Genomic DNA, 23,786 nt, shown 5'->3' with positions numbered 1-23,786 from the left:
GCTGACTCAGGCGTTGCGAGGCGCCTGAGACTTCCAGACAAAAGAAAAACCCCCGACAGACTTCTGGTTTGTCGGGGGTTTTCTTTATCCGTAACAAATATCGAAGCCGAAAAAAACGGCGAAACCTGAGTTCAGGCTTCACCGTTATCTGGGTTACAACGCCTTCGTCAAACTGCGAATGACTCCGTCATTGCCTGCCCTACGACAGGAATAGTGAAAGACTCACCGTTGTTGGTGTAGAACTTCTCAATGGTGTTGGCGCCGGCATTCCAGTCTTTGAGGAAGACACCGGAGTTGAGATTGCCACTTTCGACATCGGCGCGGTTGAAAATGTAGACCCCCAAATCATTCGATTTGAGTACAACATCATTGAAAGTCTGAATATTCCTCAGGGTAACAGTGTCAGTACCGGTAACCCCTTCATCGAGAATCGCCACCATGGTTTTCGAGGCGACGAAATACTGATCGCTACCTTCACCACCATAGCCATCACCTGAAGCGCTCAGATAGAGTTTGTCATTTCCTGCACCGCCATGTAGTTCATAACCATTGCCGATGGCTATCAACTCGTCATCGCCGTCGCCACCGTCTGCAATCGCGGACACGACAGTAATCCGATCATTACCGCCGTCACCGTAGTAAAGCGATCCTGCATCAAATACGAAACCTGCAATGTAGTCGTTACCGTTGCCACCATGAATGATGTCTGCCTGGTTGTCGGAAGCAGGCTGGCCAGTTAACGCCCCCGTAATGGTGAAGCTATTGCCGTACAGAATGTCGTTGCCGTCACCACCGTCAATAATGTCGTTTCCGTCTCCGCCTTCGATCATGTTAGCTAGCGCGTTACCCGTCAGCGTATCGCTGAATGCAGAACCGACCAGGTTGTCGATGTTGCTCAACACATCCCCCTCGGCATCACCTCCGATGCCTGCACCGGTCAACAGGTTGACCTGTACGGCTGCCGAACTGTTGACATACCAGGCCGCATCGCCGCGTCCGACGCCGAACAGCACATCTGCACCGCCTCCACCCACGAAGCTTTCAGCTGCTGCAGTGCTGCCGGTAAAGGTGTCCGCATAGTTGGAACCCAGGAAAGCCTCGATTGAGGTATACACGTCACCTGCTCCCACACCCGTCAAAGGCGGAGCGCCGAGATTGAAGGTGACACCTTCGGTTTCATAGGCAAAGCTGAGGAAGTCGACACCGGCACCGCCATCGAAGCGATCTGCACCCGCGCCGCCGATGAAAATATCGCCAGCATTGGAGCCGTTTATCTGCTCAATACTGCTGTAGGTATCCCCTGCTGCCGAGCCTCCATTGGCAACGCCAGTTTTGGTGCTGACAATCGCCATGCCGCCATCGGCATAACTGGCAATGTCGAAGCCTGCACCGCCAATCAGTTGATCCGCCCCTAACCCACCAAACAGGACGTCATTGCCTGCCCCTCCGGTGATGATGTTGTCGCCTGCATTGCCGTGACCGGTAAAGTTGCTCGTTCCCGTATAACTCAACCGTTCCACTTCGGCGTTCAAGGTGTAACTGACTTGATTGGTGCGTACCTCATCGTCACCCTCTCCCGCCAGCTCAGTAACCAGAACCGAACCGGTGCCCGTGGCAAAGTAGATGTCATTGCCCAGTCCGCCGCTAAAGGTCATCGTACCGGCAGTGACTGTGAACTGATCGCTCAGAGCAGTCCCGACAATGTTCTCGAAATTGCTGAACACATCGCCTTGTGCATCACCGCCAACCCCTGATCCCGCATTGTTGGCGACCGTCACGACAACAGCTTGGGCAGAGCCGGAATAGTCCAGCTTGTCAGCGGTGCCGCCCGCGCCGTCAAACACATCGGCCTGAGTACTTGCAACGAAGGTGTCGTTGGAAGACGAGCCCCTGAACGTCTCGATTCCGGAAAAGGTGTCCCCGGCGGCAATCCCGGTGTGTACGCCGGTTTTGAAGTTCAGCGTCACGCCGGCGCCACTGTAATCGTCCTCGTAACTGACAGTGTCATTCCCGGCACCGCCGATCAATTGATCGGCACCGCCACCGCCCATGAGTACGTCATTGCCGCCACCGCCAGTGATGACGTTATCACTGGCGTTACCCCGGCCCGTGAAGCTGCCTATCCCTGTTCCGGTATAGGTCAGGCGCTCTACGCCAGCGCTTAACGTAGCGCTGGCCTGGCTGGTGCGCACTTCATCATAGCCACCGTCGACGGTCTCGATGACAGTCAACGCGCCTGTGCCGTTAACGATGTAGACATCGTTACCTGCCCCCCCGGCGAACGTCATCGAGCCCGCCGCGAGGGTGAACTGATCATCCTGAGCTGTACCGATGATGTTCTCGAAGTTGCTGAACACATCACCCTGAGCATCGCCGCCCACTCCGACGCCGCCGCCATTGGTAACGGACAGGGTGATGGCTTGGGCGGAACTGGAGTAATCCAGTTTGTCGATGCCGCCAGCGCCATCAAGGGTATCGACCGCAAGACTGGCGACAAACGTATCGCCATTCGCTGAACCGCGGAAAGCTTCAATGCCGAAGAAGGTATCACCGGCGGCTATCCCTGTATGAACGCCGTTCTTCAGGTCGACGGTTACCCCTGCTTTAGTGGGGTCATCCTCATAGCTGACAGTGTCTAAACCACTCCCGCCGATGAACTGGTCAGCGCCCGCTCCCCCCATGAGCACATCGTTACCCGCACCGCCGGTGATGACGTTGTCACTAGCATTGCCCCGCCCGGTGAAGTTGCCGCTGCCGGTATAGGTCAATCGTTCGATTTCCGCACCCAGCACACCACTGGCCTGACTGGTACGTATCTCATCATTCCCCCCTCCCGCAACTTCGATGGCGTTGATCACCCCGGTGGCATCGACGACGTAAACGTCGTCGCCCGCCCCGCCACTGACGGTAATTGTTCCAGCAGTCGCTGAGAACCGGTCTGCATAGGCCGAGCCACCAATCCACTCCATATTGCTGAACTGGTCGCCTTGCGCGTCGCCACCCGAGCCAGTGCCGGCACCGTTGGCAATGGAAAGGCTGATGGCCTGGGACGAGTCCGCGTAATCCAGCTTGTCCAGACCGCCCGCGCCATCCAGTGTGTCGGCTCCAGTACCGGCGAAGAAAGTATCGCCGTAGGCCGAACCCCGGATTGCCTCGACGCTCTCGAAAGTATCTCCCTGAGCCATGCCCGTGTGCACGCCGGTCTTCAGATTGAGGGTCACACCAGCACCGGTCCTCTCATCTTCGTAGCTGGCAGTGTCCATACCGGCGCCGCCGACAAGCTGATCTGCCCCTGCTCCGCCGATCAACACATCGTTGCCGCTGCCGCCGGTAATAACGTTATCACCAGCATTGCCCCGCCCAGTGAAGTTGCTGGTACCGGTGTAAGTGAGCCGTTCAACGTTGGCAGCCAGCGTCATGTCGACGTTATTGGTGAAGAGTTGGTCGATACCACCGCCAACGGTTTCAATGATGGCGCCGTTGGCATTGTTGTTGAAAACGTAAACATCGTCGCCCGCACCGCCGTTGAGCACCAGTCCACCACCGGTGAGGGTGAATGTATCGTTGAATACCGTGCCGATGATGGTTTCGACATTGGTGAACGAGTCACCCTGGGCATCACCGCCAGAGCCGGTACCGGCTCCAGCAACGGACGAAAGAATGTTGATGGCCTCGGTAGAGGTCGAATAGTCCAGGGTGTCGCTACCCTGAAGTCCTTCGAAGGCATCGGCAGCCGCGCCGCTGACAAATGTGTCTGTGTAGTTCGTTCCCTTGTAGAGTTCGATACCGGAGTAGCTGTCTCCCAAGGCAATGCCGGTATTACTGCCGGTCTTGAGATTGAGCGTCACACCGACGCCATTAACAACATCTTCATAACTGGCGGTATCGAAGCCGGCTCCACCATTCAATTGATCTGCACCTGCCCCCCCGATCAATACGTCGTCACCCGTGCCGCCCGTAATGATGTTGTCACCAGCGTTGCCGGTGCCCTTGAAGCTCCCGGCTCCCGTAAAAGTCAGGCGTTCGACATTTGCCGCCAGATAGGCGGTGTTTTGTGTGGTGCGCACCTCATCATCGCCGCCGCCTGCCGCTTCAATGATGCCAGCGTTAGTGTTGCCGCTGATTATGTAAACGTCGTTACCCGCTCCGCCGTTAAGTGTCAGTCCACCGCCGGTGAGGGTGAAGGTATCGTTGAACGCTGAACCGACAATGGTTTCAACATTGGTGAACGAGTCCCCCTGTGCATCTCCGCCACTACCGGTACCTGCACCGCCAACGGAGGACAGAATGTTGATGGCCTGATCCGACGTCGAATAGCTGAGCGTATCCGCGCCCTGCAGACCGTCGAAGCTATCGGCTGCCGCGCCACTGACAAAGGTATCGCCGTAATTCGTACCTTTGTAGAGTTCGATGCCGAAGTAACTGTCGCCCAGCGCAATGCCTGCGTTGACCCCGGTCTTGAGGTTCAGTGTCACGGGAACGCCATTGACCACTTCTTCATAACTTGCGATATCGAAACCGGCCCCCCCCGACAATTGGTCGGCACCTGCGCCACCAGTCAAGACATCGTCACCCGCCCCTCCGGTGATGAAATTGTCGCCGGCGTTGCCAACGCCTTTGAAGTTACCCGTGCCGGTAAAGGTCAGACGCTCGACGTTTACCGCCAGATAAGCAGTGTTTTGCGTGGTGCGAACTTCATCGTCACCGCCGCCTGCTGCTTCGATGATGCTGGCGTTGGTATTGCCATTTATTATGTAAACGTCGTTGCCGGCCCCGCCGTTAAGCGTCAGCCCACCGCCGGTGAGGGTGAAAGTATCGTTGAATGCCGAACCGACAATGGTTTCAACATTGGTGAATGAATCGCCTTGGGCGTCCCCACCGGTACCCGTGCCGGTAGCCCCGACAGAGGAAAAAATATTGATAGCCTGGTCAGATGTTGAGTAGCTAAGCGTGTCATTTCCCTGAAGACCGTCAAAGGTGTCGGCTCCGGAACCACTGACAAAAGTGTCCGCCCAGTTCGTACCCCGAAACACTTCGATATCGGTGAACGTATCGCCTTTGGCGGCGCCGGTGTGCACACCTGTCTTGAGATTCAGCGTTACCGAAATGACATTGGTCACATCCTCATAACTGGCTGTATCAACTCCCGCGCCGCCGTTGATCTGGTCGGCTCCTTCCCCACCCATCAATACATCGTTACCGGCGCCGCCATTCAACACGTCATCCCCGGCATAGCCCCGAATCTGATCATCACCAGCGGTACCCACCAGGGTATCCGCAGCGTTGGTGCCATATATAACTGCCATTACATCTTCCTTGTGTGTGTGTCGGAAACTGCGCTAAGACGCCAGGCACTCCGGGGTCGTCCCTCTCTGAGCATGCACTGGGCATTGTTACGTGTTGTGTTGAGCAGGCAAGACAGCGCCTTCGATGCGGTGCGGCGAACAACGGTGCGCACACGCGACACCGGCGACCAGCCCGATAGGGAAAGAAATCTGATAACGCAGGAAGGAATCACCGACTCTGCCTGCTCGGCGGGGGTATGGCTTGTCAGTTGCAGCACCTGGATCGGCGCACGGACAGCTTTGAGATTGTTCACAGGTACTCCATCCGTAGAGCTTTTGATGACTTCCATATCGGCGCAGCCTACTGCCACACCGTGACCCACACCGGTCGAAAGTTTGACGGTGGCTGCGCTTAGTCCGCAGATGCAGCAATTTCCACACCATCCCAGACGACGAACGGTAAAAAAATTGATGCGCAGCGTGTTACCGCGCACAAAAAAACCGACGCCTCAGGACGTCGGTTTTTAGTGATGCAGAGCCAATAGATAAATCAGGTCATCTGAATAATGGTCTGCATAATCGTGCTCTGCGTCGAAATGGTCTTGGCGTTCGCCTGATAGTTGCTCTGACCCTTGATCAGATCAACCAGCTCATTGGTCAGGTTAACGTTCGACTCTTCCAGCGAGTTGGACACCACCTCACCCAACGTACCGGTTTTCGGTGCGTCGTAGCCTGGAATACCCGAAGCGAAAGTCTCTTTCCAGCTAGTGCCACCGACAGCCTGCAGGCCCTGTTCGTTGGTGAAACTGGCCAGTGCAACCTGACCAATCGCCTTGCTCTGATTGTTGCTGAAGTTGGCGAACAGCGTACCGGTGCCATCGATCGTCAGGTTGGTGATCTGGCCGGTGGCGTAACCATCCTGAGTCGGAATCGTGCGCGAAGTATCAGCGTTGTACTGAGTGGTCTTGGCCATCGAAATGGTCACGCCATTCGGGTTAGCCGAAGCGCCATTAGGCGTGAAATTACCGTTGGTCACGGTGCCTGGCACCCAGTTCTTCAGGGTCAGGTCACTGCTGATAATTGGATTGGTCGGGTCTGCCGGATTAGGCGTACTGACCTGAAGCAACTTGCCGGAACTGTCGAACGTCAGTGTCGAAGCCACTGGTGGAGTCTTGGTCGGATCGCTACCGGTCGCATCCGGGTTACGGCCATCAACCAGGGTGTACACCTTCCAGACGTTATCACCAGTCTTCACTACATACTGATCCATAACATGCGAGTTGCCCTGCGTGTCATAGATCGGGGTGCTGAACGATTTGGTATAGGTCTCAGGCTTGGACGGGTCGAACACCACGGGGGTGGCGCCCGTGTCGATGATTTTAGTGGCGGACGAATTCAGGTTGATGCTGGAAGTCACCGCCGAAGTCGACTTCGGTGCCAGGTTCGAGGTGTCGATCTTCAGATCGGTCAACACGCCGTTGATGATCTTGCCGTTGGCATCCACACCGTAACCCTGCAGACGCGAGGTGTAGTCGGTGTTGGTGATGTAACCGGCATTGTCGACCTTGAAGGTACCGGCACGGGTGTAGGACACCGAACCGTTGTTGCTCATGGTGAAGAAACCGGAACCGTTGATACCCATGTCCAACACGTTGCCGGTGTTGTTGATATCGCCCTGGGTGAACTGCTGGGAAACGTTGGCCAGGCGCACGCCGTTACCGATGACTTTGCTGCCGCTGCCCAGACGAGTCGACGAATAGACGTCTTCGAATTCTGCGCGCGAGGATTTGAAACCGGCGGTGGCGACGTTGGCGATGTTGTTGCCGGTCACGTCCAGTTGCTTGTTGGCTGCATAGAGACCGCTAAGGCCGATATTGAAAGACATATTCCACTCCTTTATGCCGGGTTAGTCGGCTCTATATACCAATGGTTTGAACTTTGGACAGGGCAACGGTGCCCTTGCCGGCCAGGTTGAGCATCAGCTCGCCGCCGGTCTGGCTGATCGTCACGCTGTTGACGGTCGCTGGCAGGTAAGTCGCCAGGTCCGTCGCGGTGCCGTTGATCGGTGCGTTGGCCTTGAAGGTGTAAGTGCCAACCGGCACCACGGTGCCTGCGGTGTCCTTGCCATCCCAGGTGAAACTCGCGTCGCCGGCGGCGCGGCTGCCCAGATCGATGGTGCGAACGGTTTTGCCGTCCTTGTCGGTGATGGTCACGGTGCCACCGGCAATCGACGAAGGCACGGTGACCGAACCGGTCAGGCCTTTGCTCGGGTCATCGAGCTGTGCGGTGTTGGTCTGCACGATCACGTTACGGCCAACCAGCGACGAGGCTTGCAGCGCCTGCGACGAGTTGTAGTTGCCGGCCAGGCCACTCACGGTGGAGTTCAGCGTGGTGATGCCTTCAAGACTGCTGAACTGCGCCAACTGCGCAACGAATGCACTGTTGTCCTGCGGGTCGAGCGGGTTCTGGTTTTTCAGCTGGGTCACCAGCAACTGCAGGAACGCATCCTTGCCCAGCGCTTGTCCGCCGGTGCTGCTGTTGGTCGCCGAAGCAATGCCATCGGTGGTCGAACTGGTCTTTTTCGACGAGTTCGCCAGGATGTCATTCATGCTCAGGGAGCTGGTGGTATCGGTAACGCTCATGGCAGTCGCCCCTTATTACTGACCGAGGGTCAGCACCTTCTGCATCATGGTTTTGGCGGTGTTCATCATTTCGGCGTTGGTCTGGAACGAACGGCTCGCGGAAATCATGTCAGCCATCTCTTCCACCACGTTGACGTTCGGGTAGTAGACGTAGCCCTTGGCGTCGGCCGCTGGATGGTTGGGCTCGTAACGCGCTTCGAGGTTGCTCTGGTCTTCGACCACACCGAGCACCTGCACGCCTTGGCCTGCTGCATCCTGATTCTGAAACAGCGAATCGCTGCCGCCGCTCTGGCCGCCCTGGAACATGGTAGCGAACACCGGGTGACGGGCGCGGTAGGTCTGGTCGATGCTCGACGAAACGGTCTCGGCGTTGGCAATGTTCGACGCCACGGTGTTCAGACGCGTGGTCTGGGCGCTCATGCCGCTGCCGGCAATGTTGAAAACGCTGGACAGGGACATGGATTACTCTCCGCGCAGGGCTGACACCAGCCCTTTGAATTTGCTGTTGAGCAGGGTGAAGCTGGCCTGGAAGCCGACGGCGTTTTCCGCGTAGTTGGACTGTTCCAGTTGAGCGTCCACGGTGTTCTGGTCGATCGAAGGTTGCATCGGCGTGCGATACATCAGCGACTCGTCGCCATTGCCCAGACCTTCAGCCTCGATGTGACGGCTGTTGGTCTTGTTCAGCGCGATGGTGCCGTTGGCGTTTTTCTGGGTCTGAGCTTCGAGTACTTTCGAGAAGTCCAGATCCCGCGCCTTGTAGTTCGGGGTATCGGCGTTGGCGATGTTGTTAGCCAGCACTTCGGCACGCTGGGCGCGGAAGCCCAGAGCCTTTTCGTGAATGCCGAGCGCTTTGTCGAAGCTGATGCTCATGTCGGGAACCTTCAGGTGACCGGTTTTTCGTAACTGAGCTTTAGCAAGCGTCGTGCCAGATTGAAAAACTCCCGGTTTCCGTGGCTTTGCGGGCGATCGGCAAAGCGGCAATGCCAGAAAAGCGGCAACCGCCTTCCGCCAGATGCCGCTTTTCTGCCGCTTGGTTGCCTCTTAAGCAACTACACACTTGTGGGAGCGAGCAGGCTCGCTCCCACAGGGTTATTGGTGTCAGGAACAATTACGGCAGGCACAAAAAAACGGCAGCCCCATGAGGGCTCCCGTTTTTTGGTATTGCCGCGGCAATCACTTGGCCTTGTAAATGATCCCCGGACTGCACTGAACCATCTGGTAATGGTCCGGCAAACCGTTCAGCGCTTCGGAAGCGCCAAGGAACAGATACCCGCCCGGCTTCAACGTGCTGTGAATGCGCAACAGGATGTCCTTCTTCACTTCGGCAGAGAAGTAGATCAGTACGTTGCGGCAGAACACGATGTCGAACTTGCCCAGCGCGGCATAACTGTCGAGCAGGTTGAACGAGCGAAACTCCACCCGGCTCTTGATCGGTGCCTTGACCACCCAGCGCCCCGGCCCTTTCGGGTCGAAGTAGCGCTGCAGGCGCTCCGGCGACAAACCGCGGCCGATGGCCAGGCTGTCGTACTCGCCGGTCTTGCAGTTGTTGAGCATCAGGCCCGACAGATCGGTGGCGACGATCTGCACGCCCATCTTCAACTGGCCGAGGTTGCTACGCTCGAACTCGTCGATCGACATCGACAGCGAGTACGGCTCCTGACCCGACGAGCAGGCCGCCGACCAGATGCGCAAGCGCTGGTTGGGGCTGGCCTTGATCGCTTCCGGCAGTACCTTGTTCTTCAACACTTCAAACGGATAGGTGTCGCGAAACCACAGGGTTTCGTTGGTCGTCATGGCATCGACCACCTGCTCGCGCAAACCGCTGCGCGGCTGGGTCTGGATGCGCTGCACCAGCTCACCCAGGGACTTGATGCCTTGCTGCTCCATCAGTTTGTTGAGACGGCTGGAGACCAGATACTGCTTGTTTTCACCGAGCAAAATGCCACAGGCCTTTTCCAGGAAGACCCGGAACTGTTCGAAATCCAAATTACCCGTAGACAATGGTGCCGCCTCTTAAATCGTGTTGATCACCAGGGACAGTAGGTCCCTAGCTGATATCTGCTGCTTTGATCCGGTCGACTACCCGGGATGCCAGGTCATCAGGACGGAATTTGGCCAGGAAGTCGTCGGCGCCGACTTTCTTCACCATCGCCTGATTGAATACCCCCGACAACGAAGTATGCAGGATGATATGGAGCTTTTGCATGCGTGCGTCGCCGCGGATTTCCGCCGTCAGGGTGTACCCGTCCATCTCCGGCATCTCGATGTCGGAAATCATCATCAGGAACTCTTCTTCCGGCTTCTTGCCTTCGTCGACCAGCTTGCGCAGGTAATCCAGCGCCTGCTTGCCGTCATTCAGCGCCACCACTTCGACGCCGATCGTCTGCAGGCAACGGGTCACCTGCTTGCGCGCCACCGACGAGTCATCGACCGTCAACACCCGCAGCGACAACGCCTTGGTCTGGGTCTCGACATCGACCACGCCCACCGAAATCGCTTCCGGCGTCGGTGCGACTTCAGCCAGCACTTTTTCGACGTCGATGATTTCGACTAACTGATTGTCCACCCGCGTCACAGCCGTCAGGTAGTGATCGCGACCGGTGCCCTTGGGCGGTGGATGGATCTCTTCCCAGTTCATGTTGACGATGCGCTCCACCGAGCGGACCAGGAAACCCTGGGTCTTGGTGTTGTACTCCGTGATGATCACGAACGGACTGTTCTTGTCTTTCAACGCTCCGGAACCGGTCGCCATTGCCAGATCGAGGATCGGAATGGTCGCCCCGCGAATATTTGCCACCCCGCACACCACAGGACTGGACTTGGGCATCAACGTCAGCGACGGGCATTGCAACACTTCCCGTACCTTGAACACGTTGATGCCGTAGAGCTGTTGGCCGTCGAGACGGAACAACAACAGCTCCAGGCGATTCTGCCCTACCAGTTGCGTGCGCTGGTTCACCGAATCCATTACACCCGCCATGCCCAGACTCCTACATCAACGCCAAGTGTTGTTGCGACGCACATTCATTGCTAAACGGCACGGCGCTTGCTTTTTAACCCGTATGAACATTCAAACGACATTTTCCCGACACCTGACAGCGCCTCTTCGCAGAGTGCTTGCCAGTGCGTGCGCCATTGGCTGCTTGTTCTTTGGCAGTCCTGCCAATGCTGATGCGGTTACCTTGCCTGACATGCTTATCGGCGTCACTCAGGGCTTTCTTGAGTTCACCGTAGAAGACTATCTGACGAGCAGTCAAACCGAAGGCCGTTATGAAATCGAAGTCAACCAGCTCGACCCACGCATGCGCATGCCGATGTGCGACAAGGAATTGACAGCGACGCTGGAGAGTCCGGCACGCCCTTTGGGCCGGGTCACGGTGAAGGTTCGCTGCGAGGGCGCATCGCCCTGGACGGTGTTCGTACCCGCTCAAGTCCGGCTGTTTCGCGAGATTGTGACGAGCACCCGAGCGCTCAAACGCGCCGGCATTATCGAACCGCAGGACGTGACCTTGCGCGAGCGCGACGTCAGCCAGATCAACCAAGGCTTTTTGACTTCGGTGGACGAAGCGATCGGGCAGAAATTGACCCGACCAACGGTCGCCGATCAGGTCATCACCCAGGTCCATCTGGAACAGGCGGAAGTCATTCGCAAGGGTGATCAAGTGGTCATCACTGCACGCAGCGGGACACTGGCCGTGCGCATGCCGGGCGAAGCCCTGGCCAATGGCGGTCTGAAAGAACAGATCCGGGTAAAAAACCTCAATTCACAACGGGTGATCAAGGCGCAGGTCACCGCGCCGGGACAAGTGGAAGTGGCCATGTAAACGCCCTGTGAGAAAACTGGCGCGGACCTCCCAGCTTCCCTAAACTGTGTCGCAGCAGGACATGCCGCGATGCAGCCCGGCGCATTGGAAAAATGTGCCTAAAGTTTTTCAGGGGATAGCCGAAAACATGGCAAGCGTCCAAATTCCCAGAGGTTTTTATCATGGTCATCGATTTCAGCCGTTTGAACAGTTCCTCGTCACTGACAGGCAGCACACGTACCAGCAACGCCAAGGAAAGCGCTGAAAACAGCCCCTCCGCGCCGCTGAATACCCAGGCCGAACAAGCCAATGCCGCCAAAAGCGGGGAGTCGGTACACCTCAGCAATGAGGCTCAACAGTTGCAGAAGGTCACTGACAAGCTGCGCGATCAGCCTGCTGTCGACAAAGCCCGTGTGGCCGAGTTGAAAGCCGCGATTGCCGATGGCAGCTATAAAGTCGACAGCAACCGTGTAGCCAGCAAACTGCTCAACTTCGAAGCCCAGCGCTAGGCTTTTGCCGGCGCCAGGCTTTTGGACGCTTAAACCCCAAGGCCAGCCATGCACGACACTACTTTATTGCAACTGATCGACGACGACTTTGCTCCAGCGCAAGAATTGCTGGAGTTGCTGCAAACCGAATCCCTCGCGTTGCACGGTCGCGATATGCCGCTGCTGGAAGAAATTCTGGCGCGCAAGCAGGCGTTGATCATTCTGCTGGAACAGCATGGCCGCAAGCGCAGCGAAATCCTCGCCAGCCTCAATCTGCCGACCGATCGCAATGGCCTGCAACAACTGGCCGCGCAATCGAGCATTGGCGAGCAGTTGTTGCGTCAGGGCGATGCCCTGACCGATCTGATCGCGCAATGCCAGGCGGCCAACGTCAAGAATGGCCAGTCGATCCGCATTCAGCAGGCCACCACGGCCAATCAGCTGAAAATCCTCACCGGCGGCGAACCACCAGCGTTGTACGACGCCAGCGGCACCTTTGCCAAGCCCGCCAAACCGCGTCCGCTCAGCCAGGCATGAGCCGTTGATGCGCCAGCTCTATCAACCCGCGGAACATGCTGGCAAAATGCTGGCTAGTCGTCATATTTTGTCTGGAGATTGATAAACCGTGTCCAACGCCCTCAGCGCGGATGATGCTCCGCAGCCCCCTAAGGTGCTCACCACGCCACTGGAAATCTCCAGCAACCTGCGCCAGCTGCAGGACAGCCACGATCCGCTGATCATCACCTTCCACGAGCGCAGCCAGCGTTTTCAGAGCTACCTGATCAAAGTCGACCGCGACAGCGCCTCGATCGCTCTGGACGAAATGATCCCGCGCGATGGCGAACGCTTCCTGCTCGCCGGCGAGCCGTTCAAGGTGGAAGGTTTCCATGACGGCGTACGCATCGCCTGGGAATGCAACGGCACGCTGAACATCGAAGAATCCGCCGGCGACCGCTTCTACACCGGCGAGCTGCCGACCGAAGTGGTTTACCACCAGCGCCGCAACGCCTTCCGTGCCGCGCTGAAACTGACCGATCTGGTCAGCGTTGAACTGGGTGGCGAAAAACTCAAGTCGCCGATCCATGGCAAGCTCCTGGATATCTCCGCGACCGGTTGCAAGTTTCGTTTCGAAGGCGACATCACCGACCGCCTGCAACTGGGCCAGGTCTACGACCGCCTGATCGCCCCGCCGCTGTTCGGCAACCAGCCGACCGCCGTCGAGCTGCGCTACCTGCACTTCGAAGAAAAGCTCAACATCACCTTCGCCGGCCTGCGCTTTCACAACATCAGCGGACCGGCCGCACGCAACGTCGAGCGTTTCGTTTATCAGCTTCAACGTGAAGCGCGGCGGTTTGATAAAGACGATCTCTGAGCCGTAGCGACCCACAAAAAAGGGCAGCCCCTCACGGGACTGCCCTTTTTCATGCGCGAGTGTTTGTCTTCGATTCAGGGCCGCGCGCCACTGATATCCGGCGCAGGCTTGTCATCTGCGCTGCTCACATCATCTTCGGCCGTGGCTGGCTGCGGCTCGGCAGGCTCGGGTTCAGGCTCTGGACTGGACGGCGCCGGGTCCTGAACCATCTGCTCCTGCACCACTTGCTCGTCGACCCGAGGGTCGAGCGCCGCCACCAACGGTGAACTAGACATGCTGTCCGGCATGGCAACGTGATGCAGCGGCGCATCATCGACCTGATGCAGATTGGTCACGGCTTTCGGCCGAATCCGCCATACCAGCACCAGGGCAAAGAAGCTGAAAAACGCATACAGACTCTGGCTGCCAAGAAACTTCATCAGCACGCCGGCCAGCAGCGGCCCGATGCTCGCGCCCACACCGTAGGTCACCAGCAGCATCGCCGTCAGCGACACCCGTCGATCGCCCTCGACATGGTCGTTGGAAAACGCCACGGCCAGCGGATACAGACAGAACTGCACCAGCGAACACAGGAACCCCACCACAAACAGCACTTCCAGCGGCACCTGCGGCAACACCGCCAACGGCAGCGCCGCGACTGCCAGAAACCCGGCGAAGCAGCGAATCAGCAGCGCCCGGTCGTAGCGATCGGACAACCAGCCGAGCGGCCATTGCACCAGCAAACCGGCAAAAATGCAGCTACCCATGAACAGACCGACCTGCTCGGTCGACAGCCCTTGCTGCGAGGCATACAACGGCGCCAGACCGTAAAACGAACCGATGATCAGACCGGCGCCGAGCACCGTGCTCAACGATTGCGGCACGCGCTTGATAAAGAAGCGTGGCTCCATCGGTGCCGGATGCAGCGGGGCCGGGTGAATCCGCCGGGTCAGCGCCACCGGCACCAGACACAGCGCAAAGCACAGCGCGACCAGCATCAGCAGCTCCAGCCCCAGGCCCGGATGCATGACCAGAATCAACTGCCCGAGCACCAGCCCCAGATACGACGCGATCATATAACCGCTGAATACCAGGCCGCGCTGATTGGCGTCCGCCTGCTCGTTGAGCCAGCTCTCGATCACCATGTACTGGCACATCATGCCGAGGCCGACGATCGTCCGCAGCACCAGCCACGCCGGCAGCCAATCGACCAGACCATGACCCAGCACCGCCGCACCGACGATCCCGGCACACGCCGAATAAGCGCGAATGTGCCCGACCCGCGCGATCAGCCGGTGACCGATCTTGCCGCCCAGTACCAGACCAAAATAGTTGGCGGCCATCAGCGCACCGACCCACAGGCCGTCAACGTTGTCCGCGGCCAGACGCAAGGCCAGATAGGTAGAGAGAAGGCCCGAGCCGATCAACATCATCAGCGAGGCGAAATACAGCGCTCGAAAGGATTTCCAGATTTGGCGCATCGGCGTTCCGAGCGGCTCCTTGCAGTAGATTTCGGGCTAACAAGCGCTAGCCCGATGGCGACAGTACGTCAGGCCTGGGCTGCTAGAACACGCCGTTCCCAGGGGGTGATTTCATCGAAGAAGCTGGTCAACTCCAGGGTCTTCGAAGCGATGTAGCCTTCGATGAACTCGGCTCCGAACAGTTCCCTGGCCAAGTGGCTACGCTTCAGACGTTCGAGAGCGGCATGCAAGGTACACGGCAACGCAAGATTGTCCGGCACGGCAAACTCGCCCTGAATCGCCTCGCTGGGCTCGAGTTCCTGCTCGATGCCATGCAAACCCGCGGCCAGACTGGCGGCAAGCGCCAGATACGGATTCGCATCGGCGCCCGGCAAGCGGTTTTCGACCCGACGAGCGACCGGTGAACTGGCCGGAATGCGCAGCCCGGCCGCACGGTTATCATGGGACCAGCAGGCATTGTTCGGCGACGCATAGGGATGGCAGAGGCGCTGATAGGAATTCACGTTGGGCGCAAACAGTGCGGTGAAGTCCGCCATGGCTGCCTGCTGGCCGCCGATGAAATGGCGGAACATCGCAGTCGCCTCGCCGCTGGCGTCACTGAAGACGTTCCTGCCGCTGCCGATTTCGACCACGCTCTGGTGAATGTGCATCGAGCTACCCGGCGTATGCGCCAGCGGCTTGGCCATGCACACCACGGTCAGACCGTGCTTGAGCGCGACTTCTTTGAGCAGATGCTTGAACAGGAATGTCTGGTCGGCCAGCAGCAACGGATCGCCGTGCAGCAGATTGATCTCGAACTGGCTGACGCCCATTTCGTGCATGAAGGTGTCGCGCGGCAAGCCCAGCGCGGCCATGCATTTATAGACTTCGCTGAAGAACGGTCGCAATCCGTTAGTGGAGCTGACGCTGAACGCTGACTGGCCATCTTCGCGACGACCGTCGAGCCCGACGGGCGGGCGAAACGCTTGGGTCGGATCGGGGTTGGGCGCGAAGACAAAAAACTCCAGCTCGGTCGCCACCACCGGCGCCAATCCGCGCGCGGCGTACCGAGCGATGACACGTTTGAGCAGACCGCGGGTCGACAGCGGCGAGCTTTCGCCGCTCAGCTCGTCAGCGTCGCAAATCGCCAGGGCGCGCGGCTCGTCACTCCAGGGCAGGCGATGGATCTGGGTCGGTTCGGCGACGAGGGCGAGGTCGCCGTCGTCGCTGCCGTAAAACCGCGCCGGTGGATAACCGCCCATGATGCATTGCAGCAGCACACCTCGCGCCAACTGCAGACGCCGCCCTTCGAGGAAACCCTCGGCGGTCATCACTTTGCCCCGCGGCACGCCATTCAGATCCGGCGTTACACATTCAATCTCATCAATGCCCGTCAGTCGCTGTGCGAGTGAGCGCTGGCCATCGGTTGTCATGACGCAATCCTTGTTATTGTGCGAGCCGCGAACGGCGACCCGTACAAAATAGGCTCCGGCTGTTCGGAATATCAAGCAGCGTCAGCAAAAACCATTGTTATGGCAGATACAGGCTGAACACCCCGCCGCCGAGCGGCCCGCCGTTACTGATTTCCGTGCGCCCTTCCACACCGTTGCGCTGATGCAGCGCCGCGATGCGATTGGCAAAGTACAGGCCGAGCCCGGTACTGCCGCTGCTGTGATTGATGCCTTGCACGTAATCGGCCTGACGCTCGAGCATCTCGCGCGGATAACCGGCGCCGTCATCGTTGATGCTCAGGACCAGTTGCCCTGCCTCGTCGCTGACGGTGATCAGCAACGACTCCCGCGCATAGCGAATGGCGTTGTTGATGCAGTTGCTCAGCACCGAAGCGATCAGCTCGCGATCGAAGAAACCCAGCGGGCTCAGCGGATCGACTTCATAGGTGGCGATGATGCCACGGCTGGCGAACACCTCTTGATGCGCGGCCAGTTGCGCCTCGATGAAATCGTCGAGTTCGTGGTACGCCGGTTGCAGCGGCAGCTGATTGACGCCGAGCTTGTACAGCCCGAGCAACTGCACAAGCATGCCGTTGAGGTGGGCGAACTCGAAGTCGATCACGCCCTGCTCCGCGCCCTCGCGCTGCGCTTGCGGCAGACGCGCCAGCCATTGGCTGTGCGCCTGCATGAGCATGGCCAGGGAGTTTTTCATGTCGTGAACGGTGGAGGCGATCACCGTGGAAAAATCCAGCGCCTGCTCGTCTTGGTTCATTCGCCAAACGCCTTGCTTTTGAGCTTCTGATAACGCGCAAACCGCGCGTCGGTGTCGGGCATCAGGCCGACCATTTTCAGGCAGGCCCGACATTCTTCCAGCTCCGCCGACGGCACACTGGTGTCGGTGCCATGCAACAGCGACTGGGCCAGGTTCAACGCGATGCTGAGGTTCTTCGGTTGCATCTTCAACGCCTTGCGGAACACCTCGCGGGCTTCCACCAGGTTGCCGGTCTTGTACACCCGCACGCCTTGACGGTTGAGGTCGGCAGCGGCGTTGCTGGAGCTGAGAATGGTCGGATCATCGGTGAGCTTGGCGATGTCTTTCATCACCGCCGGGTCATCACCGTAGATTTCCGCACAGCTCTTGAGCATCGAGGTGCCCGCCTCGGCCTGACCGAGCATCTGCAACTGCTTGGCCACCAGCAACGCCGCTTCCGGGCTCATGAACTGTTCCATGCCATCAAGGCGCATCAGCGCTTGCTCGGTGAGTTTGTCGGCGGTTTCCGCGTCGTTGAGCAGCAGACTGGTGGCCTTCATCAGCCGCGCACGAATCTGCAGGCCGGGGTCACTCGGGTTTTCTTTGGCGACAGCGCTGAGGGTGGTGTTGATCTCCAGTCGCGTGCGCGTATCGAGGCCACGATCACTGCCCTTGCTGATCAGCGCATGCGCCAGACCGAGATTGCTTTCCGGGTCCTTGAAGCGCGACTGCGCGCCTTGCGACACGGCCTGACGATAGGCGCGCGAGGCCGTTTCGAAATCTTCGTTGGCCATCGCCAATTTGCCCAGCAAGGCCTGACGACGCACCGCCAACGGTGACAGGCGAATCGCTTCTTCCAGCACCCGTTGCGCGCCTTTGCTGTCGCCCTCGGCCACCAGCACATCGGCCATGCCGTCATACAGCGCCGGCATCATCGGGAAGACTTTCAGGGCTTTCTCATAGATTTCTTTGGCCTGTGTCACCTGGCCACGCTTGAACAACAGCTTGCCCAGGCCGGCAAACGCCCACGGCAACGGCCGATCGGCAATGATGCCGTCATAGAGGCGTTCCAGCGCTTCGTTCTGATTCATGTCGCGTAGCGCATCGGCACGATAGCGAAGGCACAGCGGCGAATAGCGGATGTCCTGCTTGCACAGGGCGATGCAGGCGTTGAGCACCTCGACCGGTTTGCCACGGTCGAGGGCTTGCAGAATCGGTTTGAGCAGGGTTTTGCGCTGCTCCAGGCGCTCCAGGCGCTGGGCCAGGCCGGAGCGGTTGAATGGTTTGGTCAGGTACGCATCGGGCTCGTGTTCCAGCGCACTGAGCACCATCGCCTGACTGGTCTCGGCGGTGACCATGACGAACACCGCTTCGTGACTGATGAGCTTTTCCGACATCAGGTCTTCGAGCACTTGCTGGCCGTTTTTCTTGCCGTCGCCGAGATGGAAATCCTGCAGAATGAAATCGTAGGATTTCTGCGAGCACATCTTCAGCGCCTGTTCACCCGTGTCGGCGGTATCGACATCCTTGACACCCAGCTCACGCAGCATCGAACGCACGGAACTGCGGAAATCCGAAAAATCATCGACGATCAGAAAGCTTTTTTGGTGATACGACGACATCGACGATTTCCAGGCAAATGAAGAGAGGGCAATTTCGGGCGCGCAGATGATAGCTGCCGGCCAAATGCTATCAAGCGATTTCGCGCGACGTTGCTGTCACCGAACGGGTTATCGGCCGCTCCCTCGAATCTCTTGAAGATTGTTGGTGCGTTTAGGTCAAGAGCGAGGTCAACACAAAACAACCAGCACGCCATTCGAACTGCGGCAGGAAAAAAGTCGGAAACAGGATTATCCTGCGCAGTTACCCATGCGTTTTTTGATCCACCGCGACCCCATCCGTCGCCTTCTCAAGGCCGAAGTCATGACCTCGAAATCACCCTCCTCGCCCTCTGCTCCCGAGCGCCGAGGCCTGAGCCCCAGCCACCTGGACTTCCCAGTGGTCGGCATCGGCGCCTCCGCTGGCGGCCTGCAAGCGATCAAGCTTTTTTTCGAGCACATGCCGCAAGACACCGGTATGGCCTTCGTGATCATCCTGCATTTATCGCCGGATCATCAGAGCGTCGCTGACAAGATCATTCAGGAATCGACGCGAATGCCGGTGCTGCAGGTGACGCAGCCGGTGCTGATCGAGAAGAACAGCGTGTACGTCATCTCGCCTGCGCAATCGCTGTCGATGAACGATGGTTATTTGCGCGTGAGCGCCGCCGCCACACAATCCACCCGACATTCGGCAATCGACCTGTTCTTCCGCGATCTCGCCGATGTGCATCGCGAGCGGGCGTTTTGCGTGGTGTTGTCAGGCACAGGCTCAGATGGCGCAGTGGGTTTGTCGCGGATCAAGGAACAGGGCGGCGTCACCCTCGCGCAAGTGCCAGAGGACGCCGAATACGACGGCATGCCGCGTGCCGCGATCGAAACGCGGATGGTCGACCTGGTGCTGCCAGTGGTGGAGATGCCGCAAAAACTGATGGAGTTGTGGAGCAATTCGCAGAACATCACCTTGCCCAGCGCCAATGACCCCGACATCAAAGTGCAATCGCCGTCCAGCGATCAGGAAGCCGCGATTGCCGAACAGCGTCTGCACGACATCCTGATCTATCTGCGCGCCAGTACTGGCCACGATTTCAAGCATTACAAGCGCGCCACCGTGCTGCGCCGCATCGAGCGGCGCATGCAGGTTACCGGTCAGTCCGACCTCAGCGCCTATTACGATTACCTGCAAAACACCGCAGACGAAGCCAAGGCACTGTTGGGCGACATGCTGATCGGCGTCACCAACTTCTTCCGCGACCGCGAAGCCTTTGAAGCGCTGGAACGCGAAGTACTGCCGCAATTGGTGCAGTCGGTATCCAGCTCGGCGGAAAAAGAGGAATTGCGCGTCTGGTCCGCCGGTTGCTCTACCGGTGAAGAAGCCTACAGCCTGGCGATCCTGCTTGACGACCAAATGCAAGTCGAAAACAGCAAAGCCAACCTGCAAGTGTTCGCCACCGATATCGACGAACGCGCCATCAGCTTCGGTCGCGCGGGTACTTATCCGCAAGCGATCATCACGGACGTACCGCCGCAACGCCTGCGCCATTATTTCGTTAAAGACGATGAACATTACCGCATCCGCAAGGAAATCCGTGAAAAGGTTCTGTTTGCCAAGCACAGCCTGTTGTCCGATCCGCCGTTTTCGCAGATCGATCTGATCACTTGCCGCAATTTGCTGATCTATCTGGATCGCGAAGTGCAGCGCGAGATCCTGCAGATGTTCCACTTTGCCTTGCGACCGGGTGGCTTCCTGTTCCTCGGCACTTCGGAAAGCGCCGATGCCTGCCACGAATTGTTCACCCCGGTGGACAAGCGCAACCGCATCTTCCGCGCCAAGACCGGCACGCCGAGCAGCCGTCGCACGCCAACCATGCCGCGTGGCGGTTATATGCGCAGCAGCATTACGAGGCCGGAAGTGAAGACCAGCGAACAACCGAAGTTGTCATTCGCCGACATTCATCGACGCGCGATCGAGCGTTCGGCGCCGCCGAGCATCATTGTCGACAGCAACGCCGATATCCTGCACATGAGCGAAAGCGCCGGGCGCTTTCTGCGACATGTTGGCGGCGAGCTGTCGCGCAACCTGCTGACGCTGATTCTGCCGGAGCTACGCCTGGAGATCCGCACCACGTTGTTTCAGGTGCAGCAGAGCAACCTGACCGTGCGCTCGCGGGAAGTGATCCTCAAGCGCGAAGAGCGGCAATTCCGCATCGATCTGATCGCTCAACCGTATAAAGACGACGAGTCGGACAGCGAATGCGTGCTGGTGATCTTCGAGGAGACGGAAATCGATCCCGCCGAACACGCAACCACCACCATGTTGCAGACCGAGAGCCAGGTGCTGTCAAACCTCGAGCGCGAACTGCAACGCACCAAGCTGCACCTGCAGGACACCATTGAACAGTCGGAAGTCTCCAGCGAAGAACTGAAAGCGTCCAACGAAGAGATGCAGGCGATCAACGAGGAGCTGCGCTCGGCCACCGAAGAATTGGAAACCAGCAAGGAAGAGCTGCAGTCGATCAACGAAGAGCTGTTGACGGTCAACTACGAGCTGAAAACCAAAGTCGAAGAAACCGACAAGATCAACGACTACCTGACCAACCTGATCGCCTCGACCGACATCGCCACGGTGTTTGTCGATCGCAGCATGCGCATCAAATGGTTCACCCCGCGCGCTACCGATATTTTCAGCATGCTGCCGGTCGACACCGGACGCTCGCTGCTCGATATCACCCATCGGCTCAACTATGCCGACCTCGCCGACGACGCCGCGCAAGTGTTCGAGTCGCTGAACATGATCGAGCGTGAAGTGAACAGCACCGACAACCGCTGGTACATCGCCCGGTTGCTGCCGTATCGCTCCAGCGAAGATCATATCGACGGTACGGTGCTGACCTTCATCGACATCACCAAACGCCGCGCCGCCGAAGAAGAGTTGCGCCTGGGCGAAGAACGCATGCGCCTGGTGGCCGAGAGCACCCGCGACTACGCGATCATCATCCTCGACGAACAAGGCGCGATCACCAGTTGGAACAAAGGCGCCGAGCTGATCTTCGGCTACAGCAAAGCCGAGGCCGAGGGTGCTTTCTACGATTTCATCTTTACTGCCGAAGATCGTGCTGCCGGCATGGCCGAGAACGAATTGGCGACTGCCCGCACCCACGGCCGCGCCGAAGACGAACGCTGGCACCAGCGCAAGGATGGCAGCCGCTTCTTCTGCAGCGGCGAAGTCACCTTGCTCAGCGGCGACTACCTGCAAGGTTATGTGAAGATCGCCCGCGACCTGACCGGCCATAAACGCGCGCAGGACGAACAAAGCCAGGAACTGGCGCAGACGCGCAACACGGTGTCTCTGCGTGATGAGTTCTTCGCCGTCATGTCCCATGAACTCAAGCATCCGCTGAACCTGATACAGCTCAACGCCGAGCTGTTACGGCGCCTGCCGGTCATCCGTACCGCAGGGCCGGCAACGAAAGCGGTCAACACCATTTGCGATGCGGTCAACAGTCAGGCGCGGATCATCGATGACCTGCTCGACGTGGCGCGAGTGCGCACCGGTAAGCTCAAGCTGCAACTGACACGGGTTGATCTGAGCGCGGTAATGCGTGATATCCATACCGTGGTGATCAACGAACAGCATGCGACGCGCGTTGATCTGCACTTGCCCACCGATCCACTGATCATTCATGCCGACCCGACGCGGGTGGAGCAGATCATCTGGAACCTGGTGAACAATGCGCTGAAATTCACCCCACCGACCGGGCGAATCGAATTGATCGCCAGTCGTAGCGCGCAAATGGCCCGTCTGGACATCAAGGACAACGGCGTCGGCATCGCTGCGGAAAATCTGGAACATGTGTTCGATCTGTTCGGACAGGCCGAGAAACAACACACCAATCATCAGCGTGAAGGTCTGGGGATTGGTCTGTCACTCGTCAGGCAACTGACCGAAGCGCAACACGGCTCGGTACTGGTGACATCCCCGGGGCTGGGTGCCGGTTGCACCTTTACCGTGTGTTTGCCGTTGGCTATTGATGTGGTCGAAGAAGCCTCGCCACAAGAAGTCGAAGTAGCGTCCGGCAAACTGGATGGTTTGAGCATTCTGTTGGTGGATGACTCACCGGAAGTGCTCGAGACGCTGAAAATGTTGCTGGAAATGGAAGACGCGGACGTTACTGCATTCGACCATCCTGTCACCGCACTGAAAGCAGCTGAAAGCACGCGCTTTGATCTGATCATTTCCGATCTGGGCATGCCGGTGATGAGCGGCTACGAACTGATGAGCGCGCTGCGCAAGCTACCCTTGGTGAAAAATGTACCCGCCATCGCCCTCACCGGTTATGGCACGCAAAGCGATATGCAGAAGTCTCGTGAGGCGGGTTTCGACCAGCACCTCGGCAAGCCAGTGGCCTACGACGACTTGATCGAAACCATCGACGCGCTGCGCCGCTCGCAATTGCTTTAGTGGTACTCATTGCAGATAGGCGCGCTGGAGGCACACGCGACGGTCGATCGCCCGCTGTAGGCGCGCCTTGCTCTCGGCCCAGATGCCTGGGTCGACACGCCTCAGGCGCATCAGATCGAGCATGGCGTTCTCGGCAACCAGATATTCTGACCGGACATCCGACGCCTTGAGTTTTTAGGCGCTCGTATTCGCTCATTTCCATACGCCGGATGGCCACCACGAGGGATCAGTCACCACTGCACTCAGGTGACCTGGGTACGATGCGGGGCGGCGAATTCTTGTTGATCGATAACGATCTCCCGGGTCGGCAGGCTGTAGCAGCCGGACGGCGTCGGCGAATGCTGTAAGAACTTTCTCGCAGGCAAAAAAAAACCCCAACTGCTTTCGCAATTGGGGTTTCGGAATTTAATCTTGACGATGACCTACTCTCACATGGGGAAACCCCACACTACCATCGGCGATGCATCGTTTCACTGCTGAGTTCGGGATGGGATC

General features: G+C 58.5%; 16 protein-coding genes and 1 rRNA gene. 5 read left to right on the top strand and 12 right to left on the bottom strand.

What is annotated here, in order from left to right; translation table 11 throughout:
- Positions 1-167: 167 nt before the first annotated feature.
- From V6F91_RS24925 to V6F91_RS24895, 7 genes are all read right to left on the bottom strand, one after another.
- Positions 168-5,306 (bottom strand): calcium-binding protein, encoded by a 5,139-nt coding sequence (locus V6F91_RS24925; RefSeq protein WP_332769177.1) that lies wholly within the window; start codon positions 5,304-5,306, stop codon positions 168-170.
- A gap of 529 nt (positions 5,307-5,835) precedes the next feature.
- Positions 5,836-7,170 carry a flagellar hook protein FlgE gene (gene flgE / locus V6F91_RS24920; protein ID WP_332769175.1) on the bottom strand — a complete coding sequence of 445 codons (1,335 nt, stop codon included), beginning with the start codon at positions 7,168-7,170 and terminating at the stop codon, positions 5,836-5,838.
- Positions 7,171-7,201: 31 nt separating this feature from the next.
- Positions 7,202-7,927: a flagellar hook assembly protein FlgD gene (gene flgD, locus V6F91_RS24915; protein ID WP_203419112.1), complete on the bottom strand. Its 726-nt coding sequence runs from the start codon at positions 7,925-7,927 to the stop codon at positions 7,202-7,204.
- 15 nt (positions 7,928-7,942) lie between these two features.
- The gene (flgC, locus tag V6F91_RS24910) at positions 7,943-8,386 is read right to left on the bottom strand and encodes a flagellar basal body rod protein FlgC (RefSeq protein WP_007937507.1); all 444 of its coding nucleotides are present in this window, start codon (positions 8,384-8,386) and stop codon (positions 7,943-7,945) included.
- Positions 8,387-8,389: 3 nt separating this feature from the next.
- Positions 8,390-8,797, bottom strand: coding sequence for a flagellar basal body rod protein FlgB (gene flgB / locus V6F91_RS24905; protein ID WP_332769167.1), 408 nt, complete (start codon positions 8,795-8,797; stop codon positions 8,390-8,392).
- 303 nt (positions 8,798-9,100) lie between these two features.
- Positions 9,101-9,928, bottom strand: coding sequence for a protein-glutamate O-methyltransferase CheR (gene cheR / locus V6F91_RS24900; protein ID WP_016773612.1), 828 nt, complete (start codon positions 9,926-9,928; stop codon positions 9,101-9,103).
- A 46-nt stretch (positions 9,929-9,974) separates the two neighbouring features.
- Positions 9,975-10,907 carry a chemotaxis protein CheV gene (locus tag V6F91_RS24895; protein WP_090285360.1) on the bottom strand — a complete coding sequence of 311 codons (933 nt, stop codon included), beginning with the start codon at positions 10,905-10,907 and terminating at the stop codon, positions 9,975-9,977.
- Between the two features lie 82 nt (positions 10,908-10,989).
- On the opposite strand from V6F91_RS24895, the gene flgA reads away from it, so the two are divergent.
- From flgA to V6F91_RS24875, 4 genes are all read left to right on the top strand, one after another.
- Positions 10,990-11,751: a flagellar basal body P-ring formation chaperone FlgA gene (gene flgA / locus V6F91_RS24890; RefSeq protein ID WP_332769164.1), complete on the top strand. Its 762-nt coding sequence runs from the start codon at positions 10,990-10,992 to the stop codon at positions 11,749-11,751.
- 161 nt (positions 11,752-11,912) lie between these two features.
- A complete protein-coding gene (flgM, locus tag V6F91_RS24885) occupies positions 11,913-12,239 on the top strand; it encodes a flagellar biosynthesis anti-sigma factor FlgM (RefSeq protein WP_090285364.1) in 327 nt (108 codons plus the stop codon).
- A gap of 48 nt (positions 12,240-12,287) precedes the next feature.
- Positions 12,288-12,755 carry a flagella synthesis protein FlgN gene (locus V6F91_RS24880; RefSeq protein WP_332769161.1) on the top strand — a complete coding sequence of 156 codons (468 nt, stop codon included), beginning with the start codon at positions 12,288-12,290 and terminating at the stop codon, positions 12,753-12,755.
- An 88-nt stretch (positions 12,756-12,843) separates the two neighbouring features.
- On the top strand, positions 12,844-13,590 hold the full coding sequence (locus tag V6F91_RS24875) for a flagellar brake protein (RefSeq protein WP_332769159.1): 747 nt from the start codon (positions 12,844-12,846) through the stop codon (positions 13,588-13,590).
- 74 nt (positions 13,591-13,664) lie between these two features.
- On the opposite strand, the gene V6F91_RS24870 is transcribed toward V6F91_RS24875, so the two are convergent.
- The 4 genes from V6F91_RS24870 to V6F91_RS24855 all read right to left on the bottom strand — a co-directional run bounded on the left by V6F91_RS24870 (position 13,665) and on the right by V6F91_RS24855 (position 18,853).
- The gene (locus V6F91_RS24870) at positions 13,665-15,050 is read right to left on the bottom strand and encodes an MFS transporter (protein WP_090285370.1); all 1,386 of its coding nucleotides are present in this window, start codon (positions 15,048-15,050) and stop codon (positions 13,665-13,667) included.
- A gap of 68 nt (positions 15,051-15,118) precedes the next feature.
- A complete protein-coding gene (locus tag V6F91_RS24865; protein ID WP_332769266.1) occupies positions 15,119-16,360 on the bottom strand; it encodes a glutamine synthetase family protein in 1,242 nt (413 codons plus the stop codon).
- Between the two features lie 199 nt (positions 16,361-16,559).
- Positions 16,560-17,252 (bottom strand): sensor histidine kinase, encoded by a 693-nt coding sequence (locus V6F91_RS24860; RefSeq protein WP_090285375.1) that lies wholly within the window; start codon positions 17,250-17,252, stop codon positions 16,560-16,562.
- On the bottom strand, positions 17,249-18,853 hold the full coding sequence (locus V6F91_RS24855; RefSeq protein ID WP_332769155.1) for a response regulator: 1,605 nt from the start codon (positions 18,851-18,853) through the stop codon (positions 17,249-17,251). Before V6F91_RS24855 ends, V6F91_RS24860 begins: the two co-directional genes overlap by 4 nt.
- 301 nt (positions 18,854-19,154) lie before the next feature.
- Between V6F91_RS24855 and V6F91_RS24850 the strand changes: the two genes are divergently transcribed.
- Positions 19,155-23,291 (top strand): CheR family methyltransferase, encoded by a 4,137-nt coding sequence (locus V6F91_RS24850; RefSeq protein WP_332769264.1) that lies wholly within the window; start codon positions 19,155-19,157, stop codon positions 23,289-23,291.
- Positions 23,292-23,700: 409 nt separating this feature from the next.
- Here V6F91_RS24850 and rrf read toward each other — a convergent pair.
- Positions 23,701-23,786: ribosomal RNA gene (rrf, locus tag V6F91_RS24845) — 5S ribosomal RNA — on the bottom strand; the annotation flags it as partial.

Source organism: Pseudomonas koreensis (assembly GCF_036668835.1).
GTDB classification, from domain to species: Bacteria; Pseudomonadota; Gammaproteobacteria; order Pseudomonadales; family Pseudomonadaceae; genus Aquipseudomonas; species Aquipseudomonas koreensis_I.
This window is presented reverse-complemented; position numbering and strand designations above follow the sequence as displayed.

What these genes read in the sequence shown, in the direction of transcription:
- V6F91_RS24925 (WP_332769177.1), bottom strand. Translation starts at nt 5,306, where the DNA reads ATGGCAGTTATATATGGCACCAACGCTGCGGATACCCTGGTGGGTACC.
- flgE (WP_332769175.1), bottom strand. Translation starts at nt 7,170, where the DNA reads ATGTCTTTCAATATCGGCCTTAGCGGTCTCTATGCAGCCAACAAGCAA.
- flgD (WP_203419112.1), bottom strand. Translation starts at nt 7,927, where the DNA reads ATGAGCGTTACCGATACCACCAGCTCCCTGAGCATGAATGACATCCTG.
- flgC (WP_007937507.1), bottom strand. Translation starts at nt 8,386, where the DNA reads ATGTCCCTGTCCAGCGTTTTCAACATTGCCGGCAGCGGCATGAGCGCC.
- flgB (WP_332769167.1), bottom strand. Translation starts at nt 8,797, where the DNA reads ATGAGCATCAGCTTCGACAAAGCGCTCGGCATTCACGAAAAGGCTCTG.
- V6F91_RS24895 (WP_090285360.1), bottom strand. Translation starts at nt 10,907, where the DNA reads ATGGCGGGTGTAATGGATTCGGTGAACCAGCGCACGCAACTGGTAGGG.
- flgA (WP_332769164.1), top strand. Translation starts at nt 10,990, where the DNA reads ATGAACATTCAAACGACATTTTCCCGACACCTGACAGCGCCTCTTCGC.
- flgM (WP_090285364.1), top strand. Translation starts at nt 11,913, where the DNA reads ATGGTCATCGATTTCAGCCGTTTGAACAGTTCCTCGTCACTGACAGGC.
- V6F91_RS24880 (WP_332769161.1), top strand. Translation starts at nt 12,288, where the DNA reads ATGCACGACACTACTTTATTGCAACTGATCGACGACGACTTTGCTCCA.
- V6F91_RS24870 (WP_090285370.1), bottom strand. Translation starts at nt 15,050, where the DNA reads ATGCGCCAAATCTGGAAATCCTTTCGAGCGCTGTATTTCGCCTCGCTG.
- V6F91_RS24865 (WP_332769266.1), bottom strand. Translation starts at nt 16,360, where the DNA reads ATGACCGCCGAGGGTTTCCTCGAAGGGCGGCGTCTGCAGTTGGCGCGA.
- V6F91_RS24860 (WP_090285375.1), bottom strand. Translation starts at nt 17,252, where the DNA reads ATGAACCAAGACGAGCAGGCGCTGGATTTTTCCACGGTGATCGCCTCC.
- V6F91_RS24855 (WP_332769155.1), bottom strand. Translation starts at nt 18,853, where the DNA reads ATGTCGTCGTATCACCAAAAAAGCTTTCTGATCGTCGATGATTTTTCG.
- V6F91_RS24850 (WP_332769264.1), top strand. Translation starts at nt 19,155, where the DNA reads ATGACCTCGAAATCACCCTCCTCGCCCTCTGCTCCCGAGCGCCGAGGC.